This is a genomic window from Bradyrhizobium sp. PUT101 (assembly GCF_052043945.1).
Classification (GTDB): Bacteria; Pseudomonadota; Alphaproteobacteria; order Rhizobiales; family Xanthobacteraceae; genus Bradyrhizobium.
The window spans coordinates 4,455,130-4,477,071 of record NZ_CP197207.1 but is presented as its reverse complement, the minus strand read 5'-3'; the positions used below and the strand labels follow the sequence as shown (position 1 = coordinate 4,477,071).

The 21,942-nt window shown below is 65.2% G+C and carries 19 protein-coding genes; 5 read left to right on the top strand and 14 right to left on the bottom strand.

Features of this window, described 5'->3' with window-relative positions:
- Positions 1–34: 34 nt before the first annotated feature.
- On the top strand, positions 35–625 hold the full coding sequence (locus tag ACSHT2_RS21690; protein WP_440636442.1) for a DUF4337 domain-containing protein: 591 nt from the start codon (positions 35–37) through the stop codon (positions 623–625).
- 244 nt (positions 626–869) lie between these two features.
- Here ACSHT2_RS21690 and ACSHT2_RS21685 read toward each other — a convergent pair whose 3' ends face one another.
- The 12 genes from ACSHT2_RS21685 to ACSHT2_RS21630 all read right to left on the bottom strand — a co-directional run bounded on the left by ACSHT2_RS21685 (position 870) and on the right by ACSHT2_RS21630 (position 14,991).
- Positions 870–1,400 carry a hypothetical protein gene (locus ACSHT2_RS21685; protein ID WP_440636440.1) on the bottom strand — a complete coding sequence of 177 codons (531 nt, stop codon included), beginning with the start codon at positions 1,398–1,400 and terminating at the stop codon, positions 870–872.
- A 34-nt stretch (positions 1,401–1,434) separates the two neighbouring features.
- Complete coding sequence (gene lpdA / locus ACSHT2_RS21680) at positions 1,435–2,835, bottom strand: dihydrolipoyl dehydrogenase (RefSeq protein WP_440636439.1); 1,401 nt, start codon at positions 2,833–2,835, stop codon at positions 1,435–1,437.
- A gap of 57 nt (positions 2,836–2,892) precedes the next feature.
- Entirely contained in the window at positions 2,893–3,654 is a 762-nt protein-coding gene (locus ACSHT2_RS21675) for an SDR family oxidoreductase (RefSeq protein WP_440636438.1), read from the bottom strand.
- Positions 3,655–3,708: 54 nt separating this feature from the next.
- On the bottom strand, positions 3,709–4,953 hold the full coding sequence (gene odhB / locus ACSHT2_RS21670; RefSeq protein WP_440636437.1) for a 2-oxoglutarate dehydrogenase complex dihydrolipoyllysine-residue succinyltransferase: 1,245 nt from the start codon (positions 4,951–4,953) through the stop codon (positions 3,709–3,711).
- Between the two features lie 176 nt (positions 4,954–5,129).
- Positions 5,130–8,087 carry a 2-oxoglutarate dehydrogenase E1 component gene (locus ACSHT2_RS21665; protein ID WP_440636436.1) on the bottom strand — a complete coding sequence of 986 codons (2,958 nt, stop codon included), beginning with the start codon at positions 8,085–8,087 and terminating at the stop codon, positions 5,130–5,132.
- 137 nt (positions 8,088–8,224) lie between these two features.
- Entirely contained in the window at positions 8,225–9,109 is an 885-nt protein-coding gene (sucD, locus tag ACSHT2_RS21660) for a succinate--CoA ligase subunit alpha (protein ID WP_440636435.1), read from the bottom strand.
- Between the two features lie 33 nt (positions 9,110–9,142).
- Positions 9,143–9,622, bottom strand: a complete 480-nt coding sequence (locus tag ACSHT2_RS21655; protein ID WP_440636434.1) for a DUF1579 domain-containing protein — start codon at positions 9,620–9,622, stop codon at positions 9,143–9,145.
- A 4-nt stretch (positions 9,623–9,626) separates the two neighbouring features.
- A complete protein-coding gene (gene sucC, locus ACSHT2_RS21650; RefSeq protein WP_440636433.1) occupies positions 9,627–10,823 on the bottom strand; it encodes an ADP-forming succinate--CoA ligase subunit beta in 1,197 nt (398 codons plus the stop codon).
- Between the two features lie 217 nt (positions 10,824–11,040).
- Positions 11,041–12,009 carry a malate dehydrogenase gene (gene mdh, locus ACSHT2_RS21645; protein ID WP_028177733.1) on the bottom strand — a complete coding sequence of 323 codons (969 nt, stop codon included), beginning with the start codon at positions 12,007–12,009 and terminating at the stop codon, positions 11,041–11,043.
- Between the two features lie 252 nt (positions 12,010–12,261).
- Positions 12,262–13,449, bottom strand: a complete 1,188-nt coding sequence (gene zapE / locus ACSHT2_RS21640; protein WP_440636432.1) for a cell division protein ZapE — start codon at positions 13,447–13,449, stop codon at positions 12,262–12,264.
- A 195-nt stretch (positions 13,450–13,644) separates the two neighbouring features.
- Entirely contained in the window at positions 13,645–14,181 is a 537-nt protein-coding gene (gene thpR / locus ACSHT2_RS21635) for an RNA 2',3'-cyclic phosphodiesterase (protein WP_440636430.1), read from the bottom strand.
- Between the two features lie 174 nt (positions 14,182–14,355).
- The gene (locus tag ACSHT2_RS21630; RefSeq protein WP_440636429.1) at positions 14,356–14,991 is read right to left on the bottom strand and encodes an arylesterase; all 636 of its coding nucleotides are present in this window, start codon (positions 14,989–14,991) and stop codon (positions 14,356–14,358) included.
- Positions 14,992–15,046: 55 nt separating this feature from the next.
- On the opposite strand from ACSHT2_RS21630, the gene ACSHT2_RS21625 reads away from it, so the two are divergent.
- The 4 genes from ACSHT2_RS21625 (at position 15,047) to ACSHT2_RS21610 (ending at position 20,084) form a co-directional block, all read left to right on the top strand.
- The gene (locus ACSHT2_RS21625) at positions 15,047–15,769 is read left to right on the top strand and encodes an ABC transporter ATP-binding protein (RefSeq protein WP_440636428.1); all 723 of its coding nucleotides are present in this window, start codon (positions 15,047–15,049) and stop codon (positions 15,767–15,769) included.
- The gene (locus ACSHT2_RS21620) at positions 15,766–18,336 is read left to right on the top strand and encodes an ABC transporter permease (protein ID WP_440636427.1); all 2,571 of its coding nucleotides are present in this window, start codon (positions 15,766–15,768) and stop codon (positions 18,334–18,336) included. The genes ACSHT2_RS21625 and ACSHT2_RS21620 overlap by 4 nt, the downstream gene beginning before the upstream one ends.
- A gap of 269 nt (positions 18,337–18,605) precedes the next feature.
- Positions 18,606–19,397 (top strand): Bax inhibitor-1/YccA family protein, encoded by a 792-nt coding sequence (locus ACSHT2_RS21615; RefSeq protein ID WP_028177739.1) that lies wholly within the window; start codon positions 18,606–18,608, stop codon positions 19,395–19,397.
- 147 nt (positions 19,398–19,544) lie between these two features.
- Complete coding sequence (locus ACSHT2_RS21610) at positions 19,545–20,084, top strand: N-acetyltransferase family protein (protein ID WP_440642897.1); 540 nt, start codon at positions 19,545–19,547, stop codon at positions 20,082–20,084.
- A 67-nt stretch (positions 20,085–20,151) separates the two neighbouring features.
- Here ACSHT2_RS21610 and ACSHT2_RS21605 read toward each other — a convergent pair whose 3' ends face one another.
- Complete coding sequence (locus ACSHT2_RS21605; protein WP_028177741.1) at positions 20,152–20,523, bottom strand: DUF2794 domain-containing protein; 372 nt, start codon at positions 20,521–20,523, stop codon at positions 20,152–20,154.
- Between the two features lie 522 nt (positions 20,524–21,045).
- Positions 21,046–21,822: a DUF1223 domain-containing protein gene (locus tag ACSHT2_RS21600; RefSeq protein WP_440636426.1), complete on the bottom strand. Its 777-nt coding sequence runs from the start codon at positions 21,820–21,822 to the stop codon at positions 21,046–21,048.
- Between the last annotated feature and the right edge of the window lie 120 nt (positions 21,823–21,942).

Here is a 21,942-nt window from a genome sequence, read left to right as displayed (position 1 = left end):
GTCAAATCGTGGGGAACCGAGGCAGGAGAGATGAATGGGCGCACACGAAAGCATGGAGCATGCCGAGCACGCCGAACACGCGTCCGGCTCGAACAAGAAGATCGCGCTCCTGATTGCCGTGCTGGCGCTGTTCCTGGCGATCTCGGAGACGCTCGGCAAGGGTGCGCAGACCGAATCGATCAGCAAGAACGTCGAGGCTGCCAATCTCTGGGCGTTCTTCCAGGCCAAGAGCATCCGCCGCACCGTGGTGCTGACCGCGGCAGAACAAGGCAAGTTGACGCTGGCCGGCACGACCGATGATGCCATGAAGGCGACGGTGCAGAAGCAGGTCGACGACTGGACCAGGACCGCGCAGCGCTACCGCTCCGAGCCCGAGACCGGCGAAGGCACCGAGCAGCTCGCCGAGAAGGCCAAGCACGCCCAGCATGATCGCGACGAGGCGACTGCGAAATACCATCACTTCGAGCTGGCGTCGGCCGCCTTCCAGATCGGCATCGTGCTGGCCTCGGCCACCATAATCACCGGCATGTTCGCGCTGACCTATGTCAGCGGCGTGCTGACGCTCGCCGGTCTCTTCATGACCGCGCTCGGCCTGTGGTGGCCGCATTTCCTGCATTTGCATTGAGGGATTGAGCCATGTGGCTTGAACGCCACAAAGACAGTGTCATGCCCCGGCTTGCCGTCTTCGCTGAAGCTTCGCCGGCCGAGCGCCGTTGTGAGCCCGGCGTAGCCCTGTCGAAGACGGGACCGGGGCATCCAGTACGCCGCGGCTTCTCCGTCTTCGATTAACGTCTCTGGAATACTGGATCGCCCGGTCAAGCCGGGCGATGACAGCGGGTGTGTGGCGAACACCGAACACGCGGCGGCGCTCAGCGCGCCTGATGCACGCTCTTGCGGAAGCGCAGGACCAGGCGGAGCGTGCGGGAGGACCACCCCTCCCCGTCGCCGGCGATCAGCTCGCGGATACGGCGCTTGATCGGATCGACGAGCTCGGCGGCCCTGGCGCGCACCTTCAGCACCAGATCGTAGATGCGCTCGAACCAGTGCATCTCCAGGAGCTTGGTGCGCGTCACGTCGAACACGAAGGCGGTGACGCCGACGCCGACCAGCTTCGCGAACAGGATCGTGAAGACCGCGCTGGTCCAGTATTCATGCGCGAGCAGCCAGAGGCCGACCAGCTTGAGCGGAAACAGCGGGACGATGGGGACCGCGAACACGAGCAGCGTCATGGCCGGCGACAGCGCATCGACGCGCTCCGTCAGCCATTGCTTGAAGCGCGCCAGCGGGATGGCCGCGACGACCTTGGCAACGATCGGCTCGAGATGGTCCCACAGCCAGGCTTCGATCAGGAAGATGATCGCAAGCAGGACCCAGACCGGTTGAAGGAGGCGGCGCAGCATATGTTTCCCGCCCGATTCGGTGCTGGGCGCGTGCCTACATATGGATGGCCCGCTTCCCGACTGCAAGCGCGGCTTCCTTGACGGCCTCCGAGCGGGTCGGATGGGCGTGGCAGGTGCGCGCGAGATCTTCCGCACTGCCGCCGAATTCCATGAGAACGCAGGCTTCATGGATCATTTCGCCGGCTTCGCGGCCGATAATGTGCACGCCGAGCACGCGATCGGTCTTCGCATCTGCGAGAATCTTCACAAAGCCGTCAGTGGTCTGGTTGACCTTGGAGCGGCCGTTGGCGGTGAACGGAAACTTTCCGACGGTGTAACCGACGCCCGCCTGCTTCAGTTCCTCCTCGGTCTTGCCGACGGAGGACACTTCCGGCGTGGTATACACGACGCCGGGGATGACGTCGTAGTTCACGTGGCCGGCCTGTCCGGCGATGATCTCCGCGACTGCAACGCCTTCGTCCTCGGCCTTGTGCGCGAGCATCGGGCCCGCGACGACATCGCCGATGGCATAGACGCCCTTCAGGCTGGTGGCGAAATGCGGATCGATCTGCACGCGGCCGCGCGCGTCGAGTGCGACGCCGGCTTCCTTCAGGCCGAGACCGTCGGTGTAGGGCACGCGGCCGATGCAGACGAGCACGACGTCGGCTTCCAGCGTCTCGGCCGAACCGCCGGCAGCGGGCTCGATCGTCGCCTTCAGCGTCTTGCCCGAGGTGTCGACCGCGGTGACCTTGGCCCCCAACTTGAACGCAAAGCCCTGCTTCTCGAGGATGCGCTGGAATTGCTTGGCGATCTCGCCGTCCATGCCGGGCAGGATGCGATCGAGGAATTCGACGACCACGACTTCGGCGCCAAGACGATGCCAGACCGAGCCGAGCTCGAGGCCGATCACGCCGGCACCGACGATCAGGAGCTTGCCGGGGACCTTGTCGAGCGACAGCGCGCCGGTGGACGACACGATGCGCTTCTCGTCGATCTCGATGCCCTTGAGACGCGCGATGTCGGAGCCGGTGGCAATCACGATGTTCCTGGTCTCGATCGTCTGCGACTTGCCGTCGGCGGAGACCTCGACCTTGCCGGTGCCGAGGATCTTGCCGGTGCCCTTGAGCACGTCGATCTTGTTCTTCTTCATCAGGAACTCGACACCCTTGACGTTGCCGTCGATGCCCTGCTGCTTGAAGTTCATCATCGCGGGAAGATCGAGCTTCGGCGCGGAAACGCTCACGCCCATCTTGGCGAAGGAATGGCCGGCTTCTTCGAACATCTCGGAGGCATGCAGCAGCGCCTTCGACGGCATGCAGCCGACATTGAGGCAGGTGCCGCCGAGGGTGGCGTTCTTTTCGACCACGGCGACTTTCATGCCGAGCTGGGCTGCGCGCACCGCGCAGACGTAACCGCCCGGTCCGGTGCCGATGACGACGAGATCGTAGGTAGCCATGAGAGAAAGTCCCGTGAGGTTTGGCGTGATGAGGATGTGTCAGCGTCCGCCGGTGCGTCAGCGTCCGCCGGACACATCGAGAATGGCTGAGGTGACGTAGGAGGCTTCGTCCGACATCAGCCAGACGATGGCATTGGCGATTTCCTCGGCGGTGCCGACGCGCTTCATCGGCACCATATGGGCCAGACGATGCGCGCGGTCCGGCTCGCCGCCGGCCGCGTGGATCTCGGTGTCGATCAGGCCGGGGCGGATGGCGGCGACGCGGATGCCTTCGCCCGCGACCTCGTGGCCGAGGCCGACGGTGAAGGAATCCACCGCGCCCTTGGACGCGGCGTAATCGACATAAGTGTTGGGGGCGCCGAGCCTGGCAGCGACAGACGAGAGGTTGACGATCACGCCGCCCTTGCCGCCGTGCCTGGTCGACATTCGCTTGATGGCTTCGCGCGCGCAGAGGATGGAGCCGGTCACGTTCACCGCCATCACGCGCTGGATGCGCTCGGCCGACATCTCGTCCACGCGCACGCCGCTCTTGCCGACGATGCCGCCATTGTTGACGAGCGCGCCAAGCGTGCCCAGCTTGTCGGCTTCCTTGAACAGGGCAAGGATGTCGCTTTCCTCGGCGACATCGCATTTCACCGCGATGGCCTTGCCGTTGGCGGCCTCGATCTGCGCGACCACCTCGTCGGCGGCCGTCTTGTTGCTGGCATAGCCGACCACGACACGGAAGCCGCGCGCGGCCGTCGCAATCGCGGTCGCCCGCCCGATGCCGCGGCTGCCGCCGGTGATGACAACGACTTTATCCGTCACGCGCACCTCCATGGTTCGACACGCGCCGCCGCGTTGATCGCGACGGCGCTCGCAAAGCGACAGGGATCAGAGATCGAGCACCAGGCGCGCCGGATCTTCCAGGCTCTCCTTGACGCGGACGAGGAAGGTGACGGCTTCCTTGCCGTCGATGACGCGGTGATCGTAGGACAGCGCCAGGTACATCATCGGGCGGACCTCGATCTTGCCGGCGACGACCATCGGCCGCTCCTGGATCTTGTGCATGCCGAGAATGCCGGACTGCGGCGCGTTCAGGATCGGGGTCGACATCAGCGAGCCGTAGATGCCGCCATTGGTGATGGTGAAGGTGCCGCCCTGCATCTCGTCGATCTTGAGCTGGCCGTCACGGGCGCGGCGGCCGAAATCGGCGATGCTCTTCTCGATGTCGGAGATCGACTTGTGATCGCAGTCGCGTACCACGGGCACGACGAGGCCCTTGTCGGTGCCGACGGCGACGCCGATGTGGTAGTAGTTCTTGTAGATCAGGTCGCTGCCGTCGATCTCGGCGTTGACGGCCGGGATGTCCCTCAGCGCCTGCACGACGGCCTTGGTGAAGAAGCCCATGAAGCCGAGCTTGGCGCCATGCTTCTTCTCGAACGCATCCTTGTAGTGCGAACGCAGCGCCATGACGTTGGTCATGTCGACCTCGTTGAAGGTCGTCAGCATCGCCGCGGTGTTCTGCACGTCCTTGAGACGGCGCGCGATGGTCTGGCGCAGGCGGGTCATCTTGACGCGCTCTTCGCGGGCGGCGTCATCGGCCGGCGACGGCGCGCGCACCTGAACGGCGGCGGCGGGCTGGTTGACCGGCGTGGGCGCAGAGGCGGCGCGCTCGATCGCAGCTAACATGTCGCCCTTGGTGACGCGGCCGTCCTTGCCGGAGCCGGGAACGGTCGAGGCGTCGATGCCGGTCTCGGCCGACAGCTTGCGCACGGACGGGGCGAGCGACGCATCGGCGGGCGGCGCCTTCGATGCAGCGGCGGCGGCGGCCGGAGCGGCAGCGGCCGGAGCCGGAGCAGCGGCAGGCTTGGCGGGCGCGGCGGCGGGCTTGGCAGCGCCCGCACCCTCGGTGATCTGGCCGAGCAGCGCACCGACGGCGACGGTCGTACCGTCGGCGGCGATGATCTCGCTCAGCGTGCCCGCGGAGGGCGCCGGGACTTCGATGGTGACCTTGTCGGTCTCGAGCTCCACCAGGGGCTCGTCGACGGCGACCGGGTCGCCGGCCTTCTTGAACCAGCGGCCGATGGTGGCCTCGGTGACGGATTCGCCGAGCGTCGGCACACGAATTTCAGTCATGGTCTTTTCCTTAAGGAGATCGCCAATGCGGTCATAAGTGCGGGTGTCATCGCCTGCGAAAAGCAAGCCATCCAGCAAACCGGACGTTCGTACTCTGCACGGACGCCACAGCGTACTGGATGCCCCGCTCCAGTGCGCGGTTGCGCACGAGGCGGGGCATGACGCAGTTCAGAAAATTAGCTCAGTGCTTCGTCCAGGAACGCCTTCAACTGCGCCTGATGCTTCGACATCAGACCGGTCGCTGTCGCGGCGGAAGCGGCGCGGCCGACATAACGCGGACGCCGGCTCGCACCGTTCACCTGGTTCAGCACCCATTCCAGATACGGCTCGATGAAGTGCCAGGCACCCATGTTGCGGGGCTCTTCCTGGCACCACACCACTTCGGCCTTCTTGAAGCGCGACAGCTCGGCCACCAGCGCCTTGAGCGGCACGGGATAGAGCTGCTCGACGCGCATCAGATAGATGTCGTCGATGCCGCGCTTCTCGCGCTCCTCGTAGAGGTCGTAATAGACCTTGCCGGAGCAGAGCACGATGCGGCGCATCTTCTCGTCCGGAGCGAGCTTGATCGCCTCGTTCGGCAGCATCTGGGCGTCATCGTACAGGATGCGGTGGAAGGTCGTGCCCTTCGCGAGCTCTTCGAGGCGCGACACGGCCCGCTTGTGGCGCAGCAGCGACTTCGGCGTCATCATGATCAGCGGCTTGCGGATCTCGCGATGGAGCTGGCGGCGCAGCGCGTGGAAGTAGTTCGCCGGCGTGGTCGGATAGACCACCTGCATGTTGTCTTCCGCGCACATCTGCAGGAAACGCTCGAGGCGCGCCGAGGAGTGCTCCGGCCCCTGGCCCTCATAGCCGTGCGGCAGCAGGCAGACGAGGCCGGACATGCGCAGCCATTTGCGCTCGCCCGAGGAGATGAACTGGTCGAAGACGACCTGCGCGCCGTTGGCGAAATCGCCGAACTGGGCTTCCCACAGCGTCAGCGTGTTCGGTTCGGCGAGCGAATAGCCGTATTCGAAGCCGAGCACGGCTTCTTCCGACAGCAGCGAGTTGATGACCTCGTAATGGCCCTGCTCGCTGCCGAGATGGTTGAACGGCGTGTAGCGGCTCTCGTCCTCCTGGTCGATCAGGACCGAGTGGCGCTGCGAGAAGGTGCCGCGCTCCGAATCCTGTCCGGACAGGCGGACATGGTGGTTCTCGTGCAGCAGCGTGCAGAACGCCAGCGCCTCGCCGGTCGCCCAGTCGATGCCGACGCCGTTCTCGATCGCCTTGGCGCGGTTTTCCAGGAAGCGCTGGATGGTGCGGTGGACGCGGAAGCCGTCCGGCACCTTGGTGATCTTGCGGCCGATGTCCTTGAGAACAGGCAAATCGACGCCGGTGACGCCGCGGCGGGCGTCCTCTTCCTGGTCGGCGATCTTGAAGCCCGCCCATTTGCCGTCGAGCCAGTCGGCCTTGTTCGGCTTGTAGGAGGTGCCGGCCTCGAACTCGGCATCGAGCCGAGCGCGCCAGTCGGCCTTGGCCTTCTCGACCTCGCCCTCGGTGATCACGCCCTCGCTGATCAGGCGCCGCGAGTAGAGCTCCAGCGTGGAGGGATGCGCCGCGATCCGCTTGTACATCACCGGCTGGGTGAAAGCCGGCTCGTCGCCCTCGTTATGGCCATGCCTGCGGTAGCAGAACATGTCGATGACGACGGGCTTGTGGAATTTCTGCCGGAACTCGGTTGCGACCTTGGCCGCGAACACCACGGCTTCCGGGTCGTCGCCGTTGACGTGGAAGATCGGCGCGTCGATCATCTTCGCCACATCGGACGGATAGGGCGAGGAGCGCGAGTAGCGCGGATACGTCGTGAAGCCGATCTGGTTGTTGACGATGAAGTGCACGGAGCCGCCGGTGCGGTAGCCCTTCAGGTCCGACAGGCCGAAGCATTCCGCGACCACGCCCTGGCCGGCGAACGCGGCGTCGCCATGCATCAAGAGCGGCATGACGGAGATGCGCATGTCCGGCGGATCGCCGTGCTGGTCCTGCTTCGCACGCACCTTGCCGAGCACGACGGGATCGACGATCTCGAGATGCGACGGGTTGGCGGTCAGCGACAGATGGATCCGGTTGCCGTCGAACTCGCGGTCCGAGGAGGCGCCGAGGTGATATTTGACGTCGCCGGAGCCTTCGACCGCGTCGGGGTTGGCCGAGCCGCCCTTGAATTCGTGGAACAGCGCGCGATGCGCCTTGCCCATCACCTGCGTCAGCACGTTGAGACGGCCGCGATGCGGCATGCCGAGCACGATCTCCTTCACGCCGAGATTGCCGCCGCGCTTGATGATCTGCTCGAGCGCGGGAATCAGGGACTCGCCGCCGTCGAGGCCGAAGCGCTTGGTGCCGGTGAACTTGGTGTCGCAGAATTTCTCGAAGCCCTCGGCTTCGACCAGCTTCATCAGGATGGCGCGGCGGCCCTCGCGGGTGAACGAGATCTCCTTGTCGGGTCCCTCGATGCGCTCCTGGATCCAGGCCTTCTGCGCGGCATTGCTGATATGCATGAACTCGACGCCGAGCGTCTGGCAATAGGTGCGCTCGCAGATCGCGGTGATCTCGCGCAAGCTGCCGTATTCGAGACCGAGCACGTGATCGAGGAAGATCTTGCGATCGAAATCGGCTTCGCTGAAGCCGTAGGTGCGCGGGTCGAGCTCCTCGCGGTTGCGCGGGGCTTCGATGCCGAGCGGGTCGAGCTTGGCGTGGAAGTGGCCGCGCATGCGGTAGGAGCGGATCAGCATCAGGGCGCGGACGGAGTCGCGCGTGGCCTGGAGCAGATCGGCGGAGGAGATATCGGCGCCCTTGGCTTGCGCCTTGGCGGCGATCTTGCCGCCGACCGTCTTCTCGACTTCGGCCCAGTTGCCGTCGAGCGCCGAGGTCAGATCGTCTTGGGGCGTCAGCGGCCAGTTGGCGCGCTCCCAGGACGGGCCTTGGGCATTCTTGCGGACGTCGTCCGGCTGGTCCTTCAGGCTCTTGAAGAACCCCTGCCACTCGGCGTCGACCGAGGACGGGTCCTTTTCATAGCGGGCGTAGATTTCGTCGATGTAGGTGGCGTTGGTGCCCTGCAAAAAGGAAGACAAGGCAAAGGCTGCGTTCGCGTCCTGGCGAGACATACTGGAGTTCCTGGCGATTTCGGTTCGCGCATAACAAACGGCGCTGGCGCCGAGCTCCCCGGCAGAGGCTCGGCGCGACAGGCACCCTTTACCCTATTTGCTGCGAAACTTCGCCCGGAAAAGCACGAAGAAGTGAACTAGCCCTTCAACTTTTCGGCAAGCGTATGACCGAGGCGTGCAGGCGACGGGGACACTGTAATCCCAGCCGATTTCATCGCTTCGGTCTTGGAACCGGCGTCGCCCTTGCCGCCCGAAATGATCGCACCGGCATGCCCCATGCGGCGGCCGGGAGGGGCGGTGACGCCGGCGATGAAACCGACCATCGGCTTCTTGCGCCCGCGCTTGGCCTCGTCCTTGAGGAACTGGGCTGCGTCCTCCTCGGCGGAACCGCCGATCTCGCCGATCATGATGATCGATTCGGTCTTGGGGTCGGCGAGCAGCATCTCCAGCACGTCGATGAACTCGGTACCCTTGACCGGGTCGCCGCCGATGCCGACCGCGGTGGTCTGGCCGAGGCCTTCCTGGGAGGTCTGGAACACAGCCTCATAGGTCAGCGTGCCGGAGCGGGAGACGATGCCCACCGAGCCGGTCTTGAAGATGTTGGCCGGCATGATGCCGATCTTGCACTCGCCGGCGGTCATGACGCCCGGGCAGTTCGGCCCGATCAGGCGCGACTTGGAGCCGATCAGCGAGCGCTTCACCCGCACCATGTCGAGAACAGGAATGCCCTCGGTGATGCAGACGATCAGCGGGGTCTCGGCGTCGATGGCTTCGCAGATCGCGTCCGCCGCGCCCGGCGGCGGCACGTAGATCACCGACGCATCCGCACCGGTCTTCTCACGCGCCTCGCGCACGGTGTCGAACACCGGCAGGCCCAGATGCGTCGAGCCGCCTTTGCCCGGCGAGGTGCCGCCGACCATCTTCGTGCCATAGGCGATCGCGGCCTCGGAATGGAAGGTGCCGTTCTTGCCGGTGAAGCCCTGGCAGATGACCTTGGTGTTCTTGTCGATCAGGATGGACATGAGGTCTGCTTTCGCGAACTAACGAGTGAGAGGTCAGTGGATGCGGCGGTAGACGCCGGTGAGCACGTCGGCCCAGCCTTCCGCGTCCGGCGAGAACTGGATCTTCAACGAATAGGAATCGTCGTCGATGATCTCGTAGACGTGGCGCGCATTGCCGCGGAGCGAGCCGCGCACCAGCGTCAGGGTCTTGCCGACCCACCCGCCGGAAGCGGGCGAGGGCGGCGTGTAGCCGAGCGAGTCGTACCAGAACAATTTGTAGGTCCGGTCGTCACGATCGTAGGTGAAGATGCCGTGAGTGGCGAAGACCTGCTTGCCGTCGCGCATCTGAACCGAATCCTGGATCAGGTAGAACCCGTTGAGGTCCATGCGGGCGACGACGCGAGAGGTCGCCGACCCGCCTTCGGTCCAGCGCGACGGGAAGACCACCTCTTCGCCATTCCATTCGCCGGCGAACGCGGCGAGACGCGCGTGCTCGGGAAGCGGGGATGATGCGGCGAGATGGTCCTGGGCCATGGCCTTAGCCTCCCTTGACGGCCTTCACGATCTTCTGCGCGGAATCGTCGAGATTGTCGCCCGCAACGACGTTCAGTCCGGATTCATCGATGATCTTCTTGCCGAGCTCGACATTGGTGCCTTCGAGGCGAACCACCAGCGGCACGTTGAGGCCGACTTCACGAACCGCCGCCGTGACGCCCTCGGCGATCACGTCGCACTTCATGATGCCGCCGAAGATGTTGACCAGGATGCCCTTCACGTTGGGATCGGCGGTGATGATCTTGAAGGCGGCCGCGACCTTCTCCTTGCTGGCGCTGCCGCCGACGTCGAGGAAGTTGGCCGGCGCCATGCCGTAGAGCTTGATGATGTCCATCGTCGCCATGGCAAGACCGGCGCCGTTGACCATGCAGCCGATGTTGCCGTCGAGCGTGACGTAGTTGAGGTCGTACTTGGACGCCTCGATCTCCTTGGCGTCTTCCTCGGTCTCGTCGCGCAGCGCGACCACCTCGGGGTGACGGAACAGCGCGTTGTCGTCGAACGAGACCTTGGCGTCGAGCACGCGGAGTTGGCCCTGCTTGGTCACCACCAGCGGGTTGATCTCCAGCATCGACATGTCCTTGGCGACAAAGGCGGCGTAGAGCTGCGCGGTGAGCTTCTCGGCCTGCTTGGCGAGATCGCCGGAGAGGTTCAGCGCCTTCGCAACCGTGCGGCCATGATGGCCCATGACGCCGGTGGCGGGATCGACCGAGAAGGTCACGATCTTCTCGGGCGTGTTGTGCGCGACGTCCTCGATGTTGACGCCGCCCTCGGTCGACACGACGAAGGAGACGCGCGAGGTCTCGCGGTCGACCAGGATCGAGAGATAGAACTCCTTGTCGATGTCGGAGCCGTCCTCGATGTAGAGGCGGTTGACCTGCTTGCCGGCCGGGCCGGTCTGCACGGTCACGAGCGTCGCGCCCAGCATCTGCTTGGCGAATTCGGCGACCTCGGCGGCCGACTTGGCGATGCGGACACCGCCCTTGTCGCCGGCAGAGGCTTCCTTGAACTTGCCCTTGCCGCGGCCGCCGGCATGGATCTGGCTCTTCACCACCCAGACCGGACCAGGGAGCGCCTTGGCGGCGGCTTCCGCGTCGGCGGGCTTAAGGACCGGGACGCCCTTGGAGATCGGCACACCGAACTCACCCAGCAGCGCTTTGGCCTGATATTCATGGATATTCATATGGTCGCTCCCTGAACCCGCGGGCGGTGACCCCATGGGCCCACCTCAGTCTTGTGGCTGGCATACCATATACCACAGGAACTGCAACCCGGATTCTATGACATCGAGATCTGGACTGCGCCGGAACCCGCCCAGCCTTAGACAAGTCAGTCAGCCGGGCTCCGGAAGTGAAACCGCCGAAGACCGGGTTTCGATCTTCGGCGGGGTAGTTTGCGCCTTAGCGGCCGAGAAGATCGGGTGCGATCTTCTTGCAGGCATCGACCAGGCCCTGCACCGCGCCGACCGACTTGTCGAAGGCCTCGCGGTCCTTACCGGCGAGCTCGATCTCGACCACGCGCTCGACACCCTTGGAGCCGATCACGACGGGGACGCCGACATACATGTCCTTCACACTGTACTCGCCGTTGAGATAGGCGGCGCAGGGCAGCACGCGCTTCTTGTCCTTCAGATAGCTCTCGGCCATCGCGATCGCGGACGCGGCCGGGGCATAGAAGGCCGAGCCGGTCTTGAGCAGGTTGACGATCTCGGCGCCGCCGTTGCGGGTGCGGTCGACGATCTCGTCAAGGCGCGCCTGCGAGGTCCAGCCCATCTTGACGAGGTCGGGCAGCGGGATGCCGGCGACGGTGGAGTATTTCACCAGCGGCACCATGGTGTCGCCATGGCCGCCGAGCACGAAGGCGGTGACGTCCTCGACCGAGACGTTGAACTCGTCGGCCAGGAAGTAGCGGAAGCGGGCCGAATCCAGCACGCCGGCCATGCCGACGACCTTCTTGTGCGGCAGGCCGCTCGCCTTCTGCAGCGCCCAGACCATGGCGTCGAGCGGGTTGGTGATGCAGATGACGAAAGCGTCGGGCGCGTACTTCTTGATGCCGGCGCCGACCTGCTCCATGACCTTGAGGTTGATCGAGAGGAGGTCGTCGCGGCTCATGCCCGGCTTGCGCGGCACGCCGGCGGTCACGATGCAGACCTTGGCGTTGTCGAGCGCCTCGTAGGAGTTCGCGCCGCTGTAGTGCGCGTCGAAGCCGTCGACCGGCGAGGACTGCGCGATGTCGAGCGCCTTGCCCTGCGGCACGCCCTCGGCGATGTCGAACATCACCACGTCGCCCAGCTCTTTCAGGCCGATGAGATGAGCCAGCGTTCCGCCGATCTGACCGGAGCCAATCAAAGCAATCTTGTCGCGCGCCATGTGAACCTGTCCTTTAGACACGTAAGGAGGGGAAAACTGAGACGGGTGGTTATCCCTTTCGCCTTCCCCGTTCAAGTCGCCGAATGCCCAATTGTCGGGCTTGGCGCGATAGCAGCCATACTGGGTCCGTCATTCCGGGATGCGCCGACGGGCGCAGGCCCGGAATCCATCGGGCGGAGGAGTTTTTGGCGCGATGGATTCCGGGCTCGCCGCTTCGCGACGCCCCGGAATGACGGCGCTGGCAAATAGGACTTAAGTCTCGACCAGGCCCTTGGTTGAGCCGCTGGCGGTGGAATCCTTGCGGCCGTGAGCCAGCGCCAGATAGGATTCCGAGCTCATCTCGATCAGACGCGAGGCGGTCCGCTTGAACTCCATGGCCTCAACGCCCTCATGGGCGAGATAAAGCGAGATCGGGTTCGCGTCGGCCGAGGCCATCAGCTTCACGGCGTTGTCATAGAGCGCGTCGATCAGCGTGATGAATCGCTTGGCGGCGTTCCGCTGGGAGATGTCCATCACTGGAATATGGTCGACCAGGATGGTGTGATAATCGTGCGCCAGCCTGAGATAGTCGGATGCGCCGAGCGGCTTCTCGCAGAGGTCGGCGAACGAGAACCGCGCCACGCCATGGGCCGAGCACGGCACGTGCAGGATGCGTCCCTTGATCGAAATGTCGCGCGACCTGCATTTGGCGCCGCCCGACATCCGCTTCCAGGCGCGGTCGAGCGCGGCGTCCGCATCGCCATCTGCCGGCGTCAGCCACATCGGCACACCCTGCAGTTTCTCCAGCCGGAAATCGGTGCGCGCGTCGAGCCGCGCGACGTCCATGTGGTCCGTGATCTGCTTGATGAAGGGCAGGAACAACGAGCGATTCAGGCCGCCCTTGTAGAGATCCTCGGGCGCGACGTTGGAGGTCGCGACCACCACGGTGCCGAGCTCGAACAGCTTGGCGAACAGGCGTCCCAGGATCATCGCGTCCGCGATGTCGGTGACGTGGAATTCGTCGAAGCAGAGCAGCCAGCTCTCCTCGAAGATCGCGTTCGCGGTCAGCGCGATGACGTCGCCGTCGGCGACGTCGCCGCGCGCGATGCCCTGGCGATAGTCGTAGATGCGCTCGTGCACGTCGGCCATGAATTCGTGGAAATGCGCGCGGCGCTTATGCTCGACATCGGAGTGCTGGAAGAACAGATCCATCAGCATGGTCTTGCCGCGGCCGACCTCGCCATGGATGTAGAGCCCGCGCGGCACATCGTCCCTGTCACCACCGCCGAATAGGCGGCTGAGCAGGCCCTGCTTGCGCTTGGGGCTGTAATTCGCAAGCCGCAGGTCCAGCGCCGCATAGGCCTCGGAGACCTCGGCCTGCGCAGCGTCCGGCTCGATCGCGCCGGAGGCGACCTGGGCCTGATAGGCGTCGCTGAAGGGGGAACTGGGCGTGGAGAGCATGCCCTTTACCGCCAGAGACCGGCGGAAATTGCAAGCCGTCAATTGGTGCGGGGCGCTATGCGCTGGTGTCCCGGACGCGCTGCAGCGCTCTTGCGCTGCTGCGCAGAGCCGGGACCCACTCTCTCGTTCATCACCAAATTTACACTCATCGCGGAGCGCTGGGCCCCGGCTCTGCGGCCGGGGCATGAGAGCGGCCTACTCACACAGCTCGTAGGCGTCCTCGACGACATAGGGTCCGCCGCCGGTCGACGCCCGCGCGGAGAACAGCACGAAGCGCTCCGCCATGAATGCCTTGCTCGGGAAGTAGCCGCGCAGCGAGAGATAGTCGGCAACGTCGCGGTCGGAGGCGTCGTGCAGCCGGGCCAGCGTGACGTGCGGGATGAACTTGCGTCCCTCCGGGTCGAGGCCGATCCGCTGCATCAACCGTTCGAGCTCGGCCTGCAACTCCATCAGCGGCTTGCTCGGCGCGATGGTGGCGACCACCGCGCGCGGCTTGCGACCGCCGAAGCTGGTGAGCCCCTGCACCTTGACCTCGAACGGCTTGCGGTCGACGCGAAACAGCATCGAGGCGATCTCATTGGCGGAAACGCCGTCGATGTCGCCGATGAAGCGCAAGGTGACGTGGTAATTTTCGGGATCGATCCAGCGGGCGCCGGGGAGGCCACCTCTCAAGTTGGAAAGCGACTGGCCGATCTCGGCCGGAATTTCCAGACCCGTGAACAAACGCGGCATCGTTTCGCACTCCCGATGCTTGGGCATGATCCTTGGGAAAGACCATATCCAAATTTTAGAGCCGGTGACGAATCACCGGTACCCTGATTCCTATCGCAGTTGTGTGACTCTGCGAAGCATCGCGCGGGCCACCCCGGGAAAACCCTGGGAATTAGGGTTAGCGCTGCCTACATTTCAACGCCGTTGCTCAGCTATCGCGCCAAGGAATGCCTCCACTGTGGGCAGGATGTTGGCGACGATGATGTCGACGCCGGCCGCAGTCGGATGAATGCCGTCGGCCTGGTTAAGCTTGGCGTCGGCCGCAACGCCCTCGAGGAAGAACGGGTAGAGCGGCACGTCGAATTTTTTCGCCAGATCCGGATAAATCGAATTGAAGCGCGCGGCATAATCGGCGCCGTAATTCGGCGGCGCCAGCATGCCGCAGAGCATCACCGCGATCTTGCGCGCCTTGAGCCGCTGGACGATGTCGGTCAGCGCGGCGCGCGTCAGGTCGGGATCGATGCCGCGCAACGCGTCGTTGGCGCCGAGCTCGACGATGACGCCGTCAGTTCCATCGGGCACCGACCAGTCGAGCCGGTCGCGGCCGCCGGAGGAGGTGTCGCCGGACACCCCGGCATTGATCATGTCGATCTCTATGCCCTTGGCCTGCAAGGCTTTTTGGAGCTTTTGGGGGAACGCCTCCTGAGCCGGGAGGCCGAGGCCGGCGCTGAGGGAATCGCCGAGAATGACAAGCTTGATCGGCTTTGTCGCCTCCGCCCGAGCGGGGGGCGCGATCGTCATCAAAGCGAGCATCAACACGGCTATGTGCATGAACAATCCGTAACGCCTCTCGACCGCGCGGTCGGAGTTGCCATATGACCGGACCATGGACATTCGCATCGAACCCTCATCGCTCGCCGCCACCGCCGCGGACACCATCGCCATCTCCAACGTCAATCTCTCATTGGGCACGGGCGCGGCACGCGTTCACATCCTCAAGGATATCAGCATGCGGGTCGCCTCGGGCGAGGCGATCGGCCTGATCGGCCCGTCAGGCTCGGGCAAATCCACGCTGCTGATGGTCATGGCGGGGCTGGAGCGTCCTGATAGCGGAGAGGTGGTGGTATCAGGCACGCCTTTCAATGCCCTTGACGAGGACGCGCTGGCCCGCTTCCGCGGCCGCCAGGTCGGCATCGTCTTCCAGTCCTTCCATCTGATTCCGACCATGACGGCGCTGGAGAACGTCGCCGTGCCGCTCGAGCTTGCCGGCAATCCCGATGCTGCGCGACGCGCGGCGCAGGAGCTGCAATCGGTCGGGCTCGGCGACCGCCAGCATCACTATCCGGCGCAGCTCTCCGGCGGCGAGCAGCAGCGCGTTGCGCTCGCGCGCGCGCTGGCGCCAGATCCCGCGATCCTCGTCGCCGACGAGCCGACCGGCAATCTCGACGAGACAACCGGAAAACAGATCGTCGATCTCCTGTTCAGCAAGCACGCCGAGCGCGGCATGACCCTGGTGCTGGTCACGCACGATTCCTCGCTCGCGCATCGCTGCGATCGCGTCATCCGCCTGCGCTCGGGGCGCATCGACACGCAGTCTGCGCCGGCATGAGCGCGACCGTCGAACCGTTCGCGAAGCCCAACGGCATCGCGTTGTCGCTGCGCTACGCCCTGCGCGAATTGCGCGGGGGCCTGCGCGGCTTCTACGTCTTCATCGCCTGCATCGCGCTCGGCGTGATGGCGATCGCCGGCGTCGGCTCGGTGTCCGCGAGCCTGAGCGATGGCCTCGCGCGCGAAGGCCGCACGCTGCTCGGCGGCGACGTCTCCTTCGTGCTGTTCCAGCGCGAGGCCAAGCCCGAAGAGGTCGCCTTCCTGCGCTCGCGCGGCACGCTGTCGACGGCGGCGACGTTGCGCGGCATGGCGCGCGCGGCTGACGGCAAGCTGGCGCTGGTCGAGATGAAGGCGGTCGACGACACCTATCCGATGCTGGGACAGCTGACGCTGGCACCGCCTTTGCCGATGTCCGACCTGCTCGCGGAGCGTGACGGCGCGTTCGGCGCCGCCGCCGATCCGACGCTGCTGGCGCGGCTCTCGCTGAGGACCGGCGACCGCGTCACCATCGGGAGCGCAACCTTCCAGATCCGTAGCACGGTCGAAGCAGAACCCGACAAGCTCGCCGGCGGCATCGGCTTCGGGCCACGCTTCCTCATCAGCGAGGCCGGCCTGCGCGCCACGGGCCTGATCCAGCCCGGCAGCCTGGTGCGCTGGGTCTACCGGGTCAAGCTGCCCGATACCGCGAACAACGAGCGCGCCACCGAAGCCTTCATCGCCGACGCCCGCAACGCCGCGCCGCAGGCCGGCTGGGAGATCCGCAGCCGCTCCAATGCCTCGCCGCAGCTCGAGCGCAACATCCACCGCTTCACGCAGTTCCTGACCCTGGTCGGCCTCGCGGCGCTGCTGGTCGGCGGCGTCGGCGTCGCCAATGCCGTGAAGAGCCATATCGACCGCCGGGTCGAGGTGATTGCGGCCCTCAAGGCCGTCGGCGCGACCGGGCGCGACGTCTTCGGCATCTATCTTGCGCAGGTCATTCTGCTCGCGGGCATCGGCTCGGTGATCGGCCTCGTGCTCGGCGCCGCCATGCCCTTCGCGATCGTCGGCCTGTTCGGCAAGCTACTCCCGCTGCCGGTGGTGCCGACCGTGCATGCCGACGAGCTCGCACTGTCCTTCGTCTACGGCCTCCTGACCGCGCTGGCCTTCGGCCTGTGGCCGCTCGGCCGCGTGCACGACGTGCCGGTCGCCGCGCTGTTCCGCGACACCATCAGCTCGGAATGGCACCGGCCGCGCTTGGGTTATCTGGTGTTCATTGGGCTCGTGATCGCCCTGCTCATGGCCGTCGTGATCGGCCTCGCCTTCGACAAGCGCATCGCGGCGGTGTTCGTCGCCTCCTCGGTCGTCGTGTTCGCTTTGCTGCGCGGCATCGCCGCCCTGCTGATGGCAGGCGCACGGCGGCTGCCGCGGACGCGGCTGCCGATGCTGCGCCTGGCGATCGCCAACATCCACCGGCCGGGCGCGCTGACGCCCTCGGTCGTGCTGTCGCTGGGCCTCGGCCTCGCCGTGCTCGTCACCATCACCCAGATCGACGGCAATCTGCGCCGGCAGTTCCTTGCAGCTCTGCCCGATCAGGCGCCATCCTTTTTCTTCATCGACATCCCGAGCGCGCAAGCCGAGCAGTTCGACGGCTATCTGCGCCAGATCGCACCCGGCGCAAAGGTCGAGGACGTGCCGATGCTGCGCGGGCGTATCGTCGCCGCGCGCGGTGTGCGCGCCGAGGAACTCAAGCCGACTGCCGATTCCGAATGGGTGCTGCAGAGCGACCGCGGCCTGACCTACACCGGCGAGCTGCCGAAAGGTTCCAAGGTGGTCGAGGGCGAATGGTGGAGCGCCGATTATTCCGGCCCTCCGCTGGTCTCGATGGAGAAGAAGATCGCCGACGGGCTCGGCCTCAAGCTCGGCGATGAAATCGTGGTCAACGTGCTCGGCCGCGACATCCCGGCGAGAATCGGCAATCTGCGCACCATCGACTGGCAAGGGCTCGGCATCAACTTCGTCCTGGTCTTCTCGCCGAACGCCTTCAAGGGCGCTCCGCATACCCATATCGCAACGCTGACCGAGGCCGGCGGCAATGCCGCGGGCGACGGCGAGATCATCAAGCAGGTGGCCGACGCCTATCCGATGGTGACGAGCGTGCGCGTGCGCGAGGTGATGGAGACGGTCGGCGCTGTGGTGACCAACCTGGCGCTGGCGATCCGCGGCGCCAGTGCCGTCACCCTGATCTCGGCGATCCTGGTGCTGGGCGGGGCGCTCGCAGCCGGCCACCGCCATCGGGTGTACGATGCGGTGATCCTGAAGACCCTGGGCGCGACGCGGCTGCGGCTGCTCGGCGCCTATGCGCTGGAGTACCTCCTGATCGGGCTCGCCACCGCGGTGTTCGGCGTGATCGCCGGCAGCATCGCGGCCTGGATGATCGTGACGCGGCTGATGACGCTCAGCTTCGTCTGGCAGGCCGGCAGTGCGGCCGGCGTGGTCGCGGCCGCACTGGTCGTCACCGTCGGGCTCGGCCTTGCCGGCACGCTGCTGGCGTTGAACAAAAAGCCCGCGATGGTGTTGCGAAATTTGTGACAAAATGTAGCGGGTCGCCGCACGGGAGCGGAATCGCACGATTCCTGCGATTAACCATGGCCGCCCGTCAGGATTGTAGCCGAGGGCGACATTCAGCCGCGCGTGGACGGTTGCAGCGAATGTGTTAGTTTCCCACATATCGAATGGGTTCGGAGTCCCGATTGTTAGCCAGAATTTAGTCGGCTGGCATCGGAATCCGAGATAGAATTTGACGAACCGGCGGCATGGCGACCCTCATGCCGGACCGGCCAACCAGCGGGATTTCGACCATGTCGGACCTAGACCGTAACTACGCTTCTCCTTTCGGCAGGGCCGCCGGGCGTGTTGACGCCGCGACGGTCGATGCCGGCCTGCGCGCCTACATGCTGCGCATCTACAACTACATGACCATTGGCCTGGCCATCACTGGCCTTGCCGCCCTCGGCGTCTACATGGCCGCCGTGACCGACGTTGCGACCCCGGAAGCGGTCCGCGTCGGCAAGCTGTTCCTGACGCCGTTCGGCTATGCCATGTTCGTCAGCCCCCTGAAGTGGCTGTTCATGCTCGCGCCGCTCGCGATGGTGTTCGTGATCTCGGCGGGCATCAACCGTCTCGCCCCCTCGACCGCCCAGATCCTGTTCTGGGTGTTCTCGGCGCTGATGGGCATCTCGCTGTCGTCGATCTTCCTGGTGTTCACGCACACCTCGATCGTGCGGGTGTTCTTCATCACCGCGGCGACCTTCGGTGCGCTGAGCCTCTACGGCTACACCACCAAGCGTGACCTCACCGGGATGGGCTCGTTCCTGTTCATGGGCCTGATCGGCATCGTCCTCGCCAGCCTGGTGAACCTGTTCCTGGCCAGCTCGATGCTGCAGTTCATCGTGTCGGTGGTCGGCGTGCTGGTGTTCTCGGGCCTCACCGCCTGGGATACGCAGCGGCTGAAGAACGACTACATCTACGGCTACGCCTCGGCCGGCGGTGACATCGCAGAGCGTGCGGCCATCACCGGCGCGCTGTCGCTGTACCTGAACTTCATCAACCTGTTCACGCTGCTGCTGCAGCTGCTCGGCCAGCGCGAGTAAGCGCAACGACGAGAGAACGGACACGAACCCCGGCCGAGAGGCCGGGGTTTTTGTTTGCGTAACGCTCCGTCATGGCCGGGCTTGTCCCGGGTATAACGCATGCGGAAACAGCGTTGCTCGTTGCAATACCGCTGCTATCTTGCCGCCATGTCCGCACCCGAAATCAGGCCCACCACAGAGGCCGACATTCCCGCCATCACCGCCATCTACCAGCAGGCCGTCCGCGAGGGCACGGCGACGTTCGAGCTGGAGCCGCCCGACCTCGCCGAGATGACGCGTCGCTACCGCGCGCTGATCGACGGCGGCTATCCCTATTTCGTCGCCATGCTCGAAGGCAGCATTGCCGGCTATGCCTATGCCGGCGCCTACCGGCCGCGGCCGGCCTACCGCTTCACGGTGGAGAACTCGATCTATCTCGATCCCTCCTTCCACCGCCGCGGTCTCGGCTCGTTGCTGCTGGAACGGCTGATCACCGAATGCGAGGCGCGCGGCTTCCGCCAGATGATCGCGGTGATCGGCGATTCCGCCAACGCCGGATCGATCGGCGTGCACACCAGGGCCGGCTTCAAGATGATCGGCACGCATCCCAATGTCGGGCTGAAATTCGGCCGCTGGCTGGACACGGTGATGATGCAGCGCGACCTCGGCGAGGGCGCGAGCACGGTGCCGGAGAAACAGGTTCTGTAGGCGGGGTGAGCCACCGGGGCGGCGCTTTGCGCCGACCCGGTGGCTCATCCGGGCTGCGAAAGTCCCGTCACACCACCGCCAGCTTCCGATCGATCACCAGCAACACCCGTTCCAGCTCGTGGCCGCGGCGCAGGATCAGCCCTGTCGCCGAGATCACGCTGTACATGCCCTGCTTGCGCGCGAGCCGCGGGTCCTTCTCGATGCGATAGATCGGCACTTCCGAGGCGCGGCGATAGACCGAGAACACGGCGCGGTCCTTCAGGAAGTCGATGGCGTAGTCGCGCCACTCGCCGTCGGCGACCATGCGGCCGTAGAGATTGAGAATCCGGTGCAGCTCGAGCCGGTTGAACGTAACCCGGTTCGGCTGCGCATTCGCAGCGGCGGGGCGCGCCGCCGCGCGCTGCTCGCTCGGATCGGCATCCTCCGACATCAGACTCATGGGAAGCGCCTCCTCATCGCAAGACATGAACGCGTCGGCGAAGACCGACCGCGGAACCGCGCTCATGACAATTGCATGATTGCGCCAACCGTTCCGCGCCGCAAGGGGGCCCAACCCATCGAATCGGCCACGAGTCAGGGCACACGCAGGGGTGGAACTCTGTCGCGGCAAACCGTCACGGGATCGTTAGCAGGAATCATAGTATCGCCGCTTTTCTGCCAACCGCCCGCCGCCCTGCATTGCGAAAAGAGACACGTGCGTTGACCCGGTCCTTTCGGTTCCGGATTCCTCAGCCCCCAGCCCCCCGGGGTCGAACAGGATCGGGTCTGTACGCACGGCAAGGAGGGCCAACGCAAGTTGGTCCTTTTTTGTTTGTGTCGGGATGTGTCCGGCAACCGTCATTCCGCGGCGCACGAAGCGCGAACCCGGAATCCATCTACCATCACACAAACTGAGAAATGGATTCCGGGTTCGCGCCAAGAGGCGCGCCCCGGAATGACAGCAGAGTGCGACGCTAGAAAATCAATGCAGCGACGTATAAGCCGCGCCCAGCATCGGGCCGGGCTTCTCCCGGCTGCCGTCCTGGACATAGACCACCGCGCCGTCGACGCCGTCGCGCGTGAGGTTCTCGATCGGCACCGTCCAGCTTTCCGGACGGCCGGTCCAGTCGCCGACCTTGAGCAGGTTGCGCACCACGTTGTGATAGGTGACTTGCTGTCCGCGATTCTCGCCGCGGGTGATCGCGATCGGCACCGACTTGGCAATCGAGCAGATCCAGACCTCGCCGTGCGAGACCGCGGCCTCCTTGCTTGCGGCCACCGAGACGTTGATGTGCTTGCCCGACAGTGACATCGTCACCGGCACGCTCATCACGCCACTGCCCTTGTCGGTCTTGCCGATCGCATTCTCGATGCCGGCGCGATCGCTGCCGATGACATGCGTGGAGCCGTTGACGACGGCCTGTGGCGTGTAGACCTCGCGGTCGCCGCGCATGCGCGAATAGGCACGCTGCCGTGCCGAGAAGCGCGAGTCCGCCAGCGTGTCTTTCCAGCCGAGATAATCCCAATAATCGATCGGCATGCTCAATGCGATGATCGACGGGTCTTTCGAGAGATCGCCGATGATCTGGTCGGCGGGCGGGCAGGACGAGCAGCCCTGCGAGGTAAACAATTCAACAACGGCGCGGGGATCAGCGTGAGCGGGACGGATGACGGCGATGATCGCGCAGATGCCGAAAGCTCCCGACCAGAGGGCACTGGACCAGCGCGAAATCGGATGAGAAGCCGTCATTGTCGTCATGTCGAACGCCGCACACCATTGCTCGTGGGAAAGGGAATCTTATCGCCGGATGGTCACCGTAGTCTTACGGGGCGCGGTACATTCTTCCGTCCAGGCAACCGTCCAAGGGATGGTCGGGCG

Bases quoted from the DNA above. Each gene is read 5' to 3' on its own strand.
- ACSHT2_RS21605 (WP_028177741.1), bottom strand. From the start codon at position 20,523: ATGAGTCTGATGTCGGAGGATGCCGATCCGAGCGAGCAGCGCGCGGCG.
- ACSHT2_RS21675 (WP_440636438.1), bottom strand. From the start codon at position 3,654: ATGGAGGTGCGCGTGACGGATAAAGTCGTTGTCATCACCGGCGGCAGC.
- ACSHT2_RS21690 (WP_440636442.1), top strand. From the start codon at position 35: ATGGGCGCACACGAAAGCATGGAGCATGCCGAGCACGCCGAACACGCG.
- sucC (WP_440636433.1), bottom strand. From the start codon at position 10,823: ATGAATATCCATGAATATCAGGCCAAAGCGCTGCTGGGTGAGTTCGGT.
- odhB (WP_440636437.1), bottom strand. From the start codon at position 4,953: ATGACTGAAATTCGTGTGCCGACGCTCGGCGAATCCGTCACCGAGGCC.
- ACSHT2_RS21610 (WP_440642897.1), top strand. From the start codon at position 19,545: ATGTCCGCACCCGAAATCAGGCCCACCACAGAGGCCGACATTCCCGCC.
- lpdA (WP_440636439.1), bottom strand. From the start codon at position 2,835: ATGGCTACCTACGATCTCGTCGTCATCGGCACCGGACCGGGCGGTTAC.
- sucD (WP_440636435.1), bottom strand. From the start codon at position 9,109: ATGTCCATCCTGATCGACAAGAACACCAAGGTCATCTGCCAGGGCTTC.
- ACSHT2_RS21685 (WP_440636440.1), bottom strand. From the start codon at position 1,400: ATGCTGCGCCGCCTCCTTCAACCGGTCTGGGTCCTGCTTGCGATCATC.
- zapE (WP_440636432.1), bottom strand. From the start codon at position 13,449: ATGCTCTCCACGCCCAGTTCCCCCTTCAGCGACGCCTATCAGGCCCAG.
- ACSHT2_RS21665 (WP_440636436.1), bottom strand. From the start codon at position 8,087: ATGTCTCGCCAGGACGCGAACGCAGCCTTTGCCTTGTCTTCCTTTTTG.
- ACSHT2_RS21630 (WP_440636429.1), bottom strand. From the start codon at position 14,991: ATGCACATAGCCGTGTTGATGCTCGCTTTGATGACGATCGCGCCCCCC.
- ACSHT2_RS21620 (WP_440636427.1), top strand. From the start codon at position 15,766: ATGAGCGCGACCGTCGAACCGTTCGCGAAGCCCAACGGCATCGCGTTG.
- ACSHT2_RS21615 (WP_028177739.1), top strand. From the start codon at position 18,606: ATGTCGGACCTAGACCGTAACTACGCTTCTCCTTTCGGCAGGGCCGCC.
- thpR (WP_440636430.1), bottom strand. From the start codon at position 14,181: ATGCCGCGTTTGTTCACGGGTCTGGAAATTCCGGCCGAGATCGGCCAG.
- ACSHT2_RS21600 (WP_440636426.1), bottom strand. From the start codon at position 21,822: ATGACGACAATGACGGCTTCTCATCCGATTTCGCGCTGGTCCAGTGCC.
- ACSHT2_RS21625 (WP_440636428.1), top strand. From the start codon at position 15,047: ATGGACATTCGCATCGAACCCTCATCGCTCGCCGCCACCGCCGCGGAC.
- ACSHT2_RS21655 (WP_440636434.1), bottom strand. From the start codon at position 9,622: ATGGCCCAGGACCATCTCGCCGCATCATCCCCGCTTCCCGAGCACGCG.
- mdh (WP_028177733.1), bottom strand. From the start codon at position 12,009: ATGGCGCGCGACAAGATTGCTTTGATTGGCTCCGGTCAGATCGGCGGA.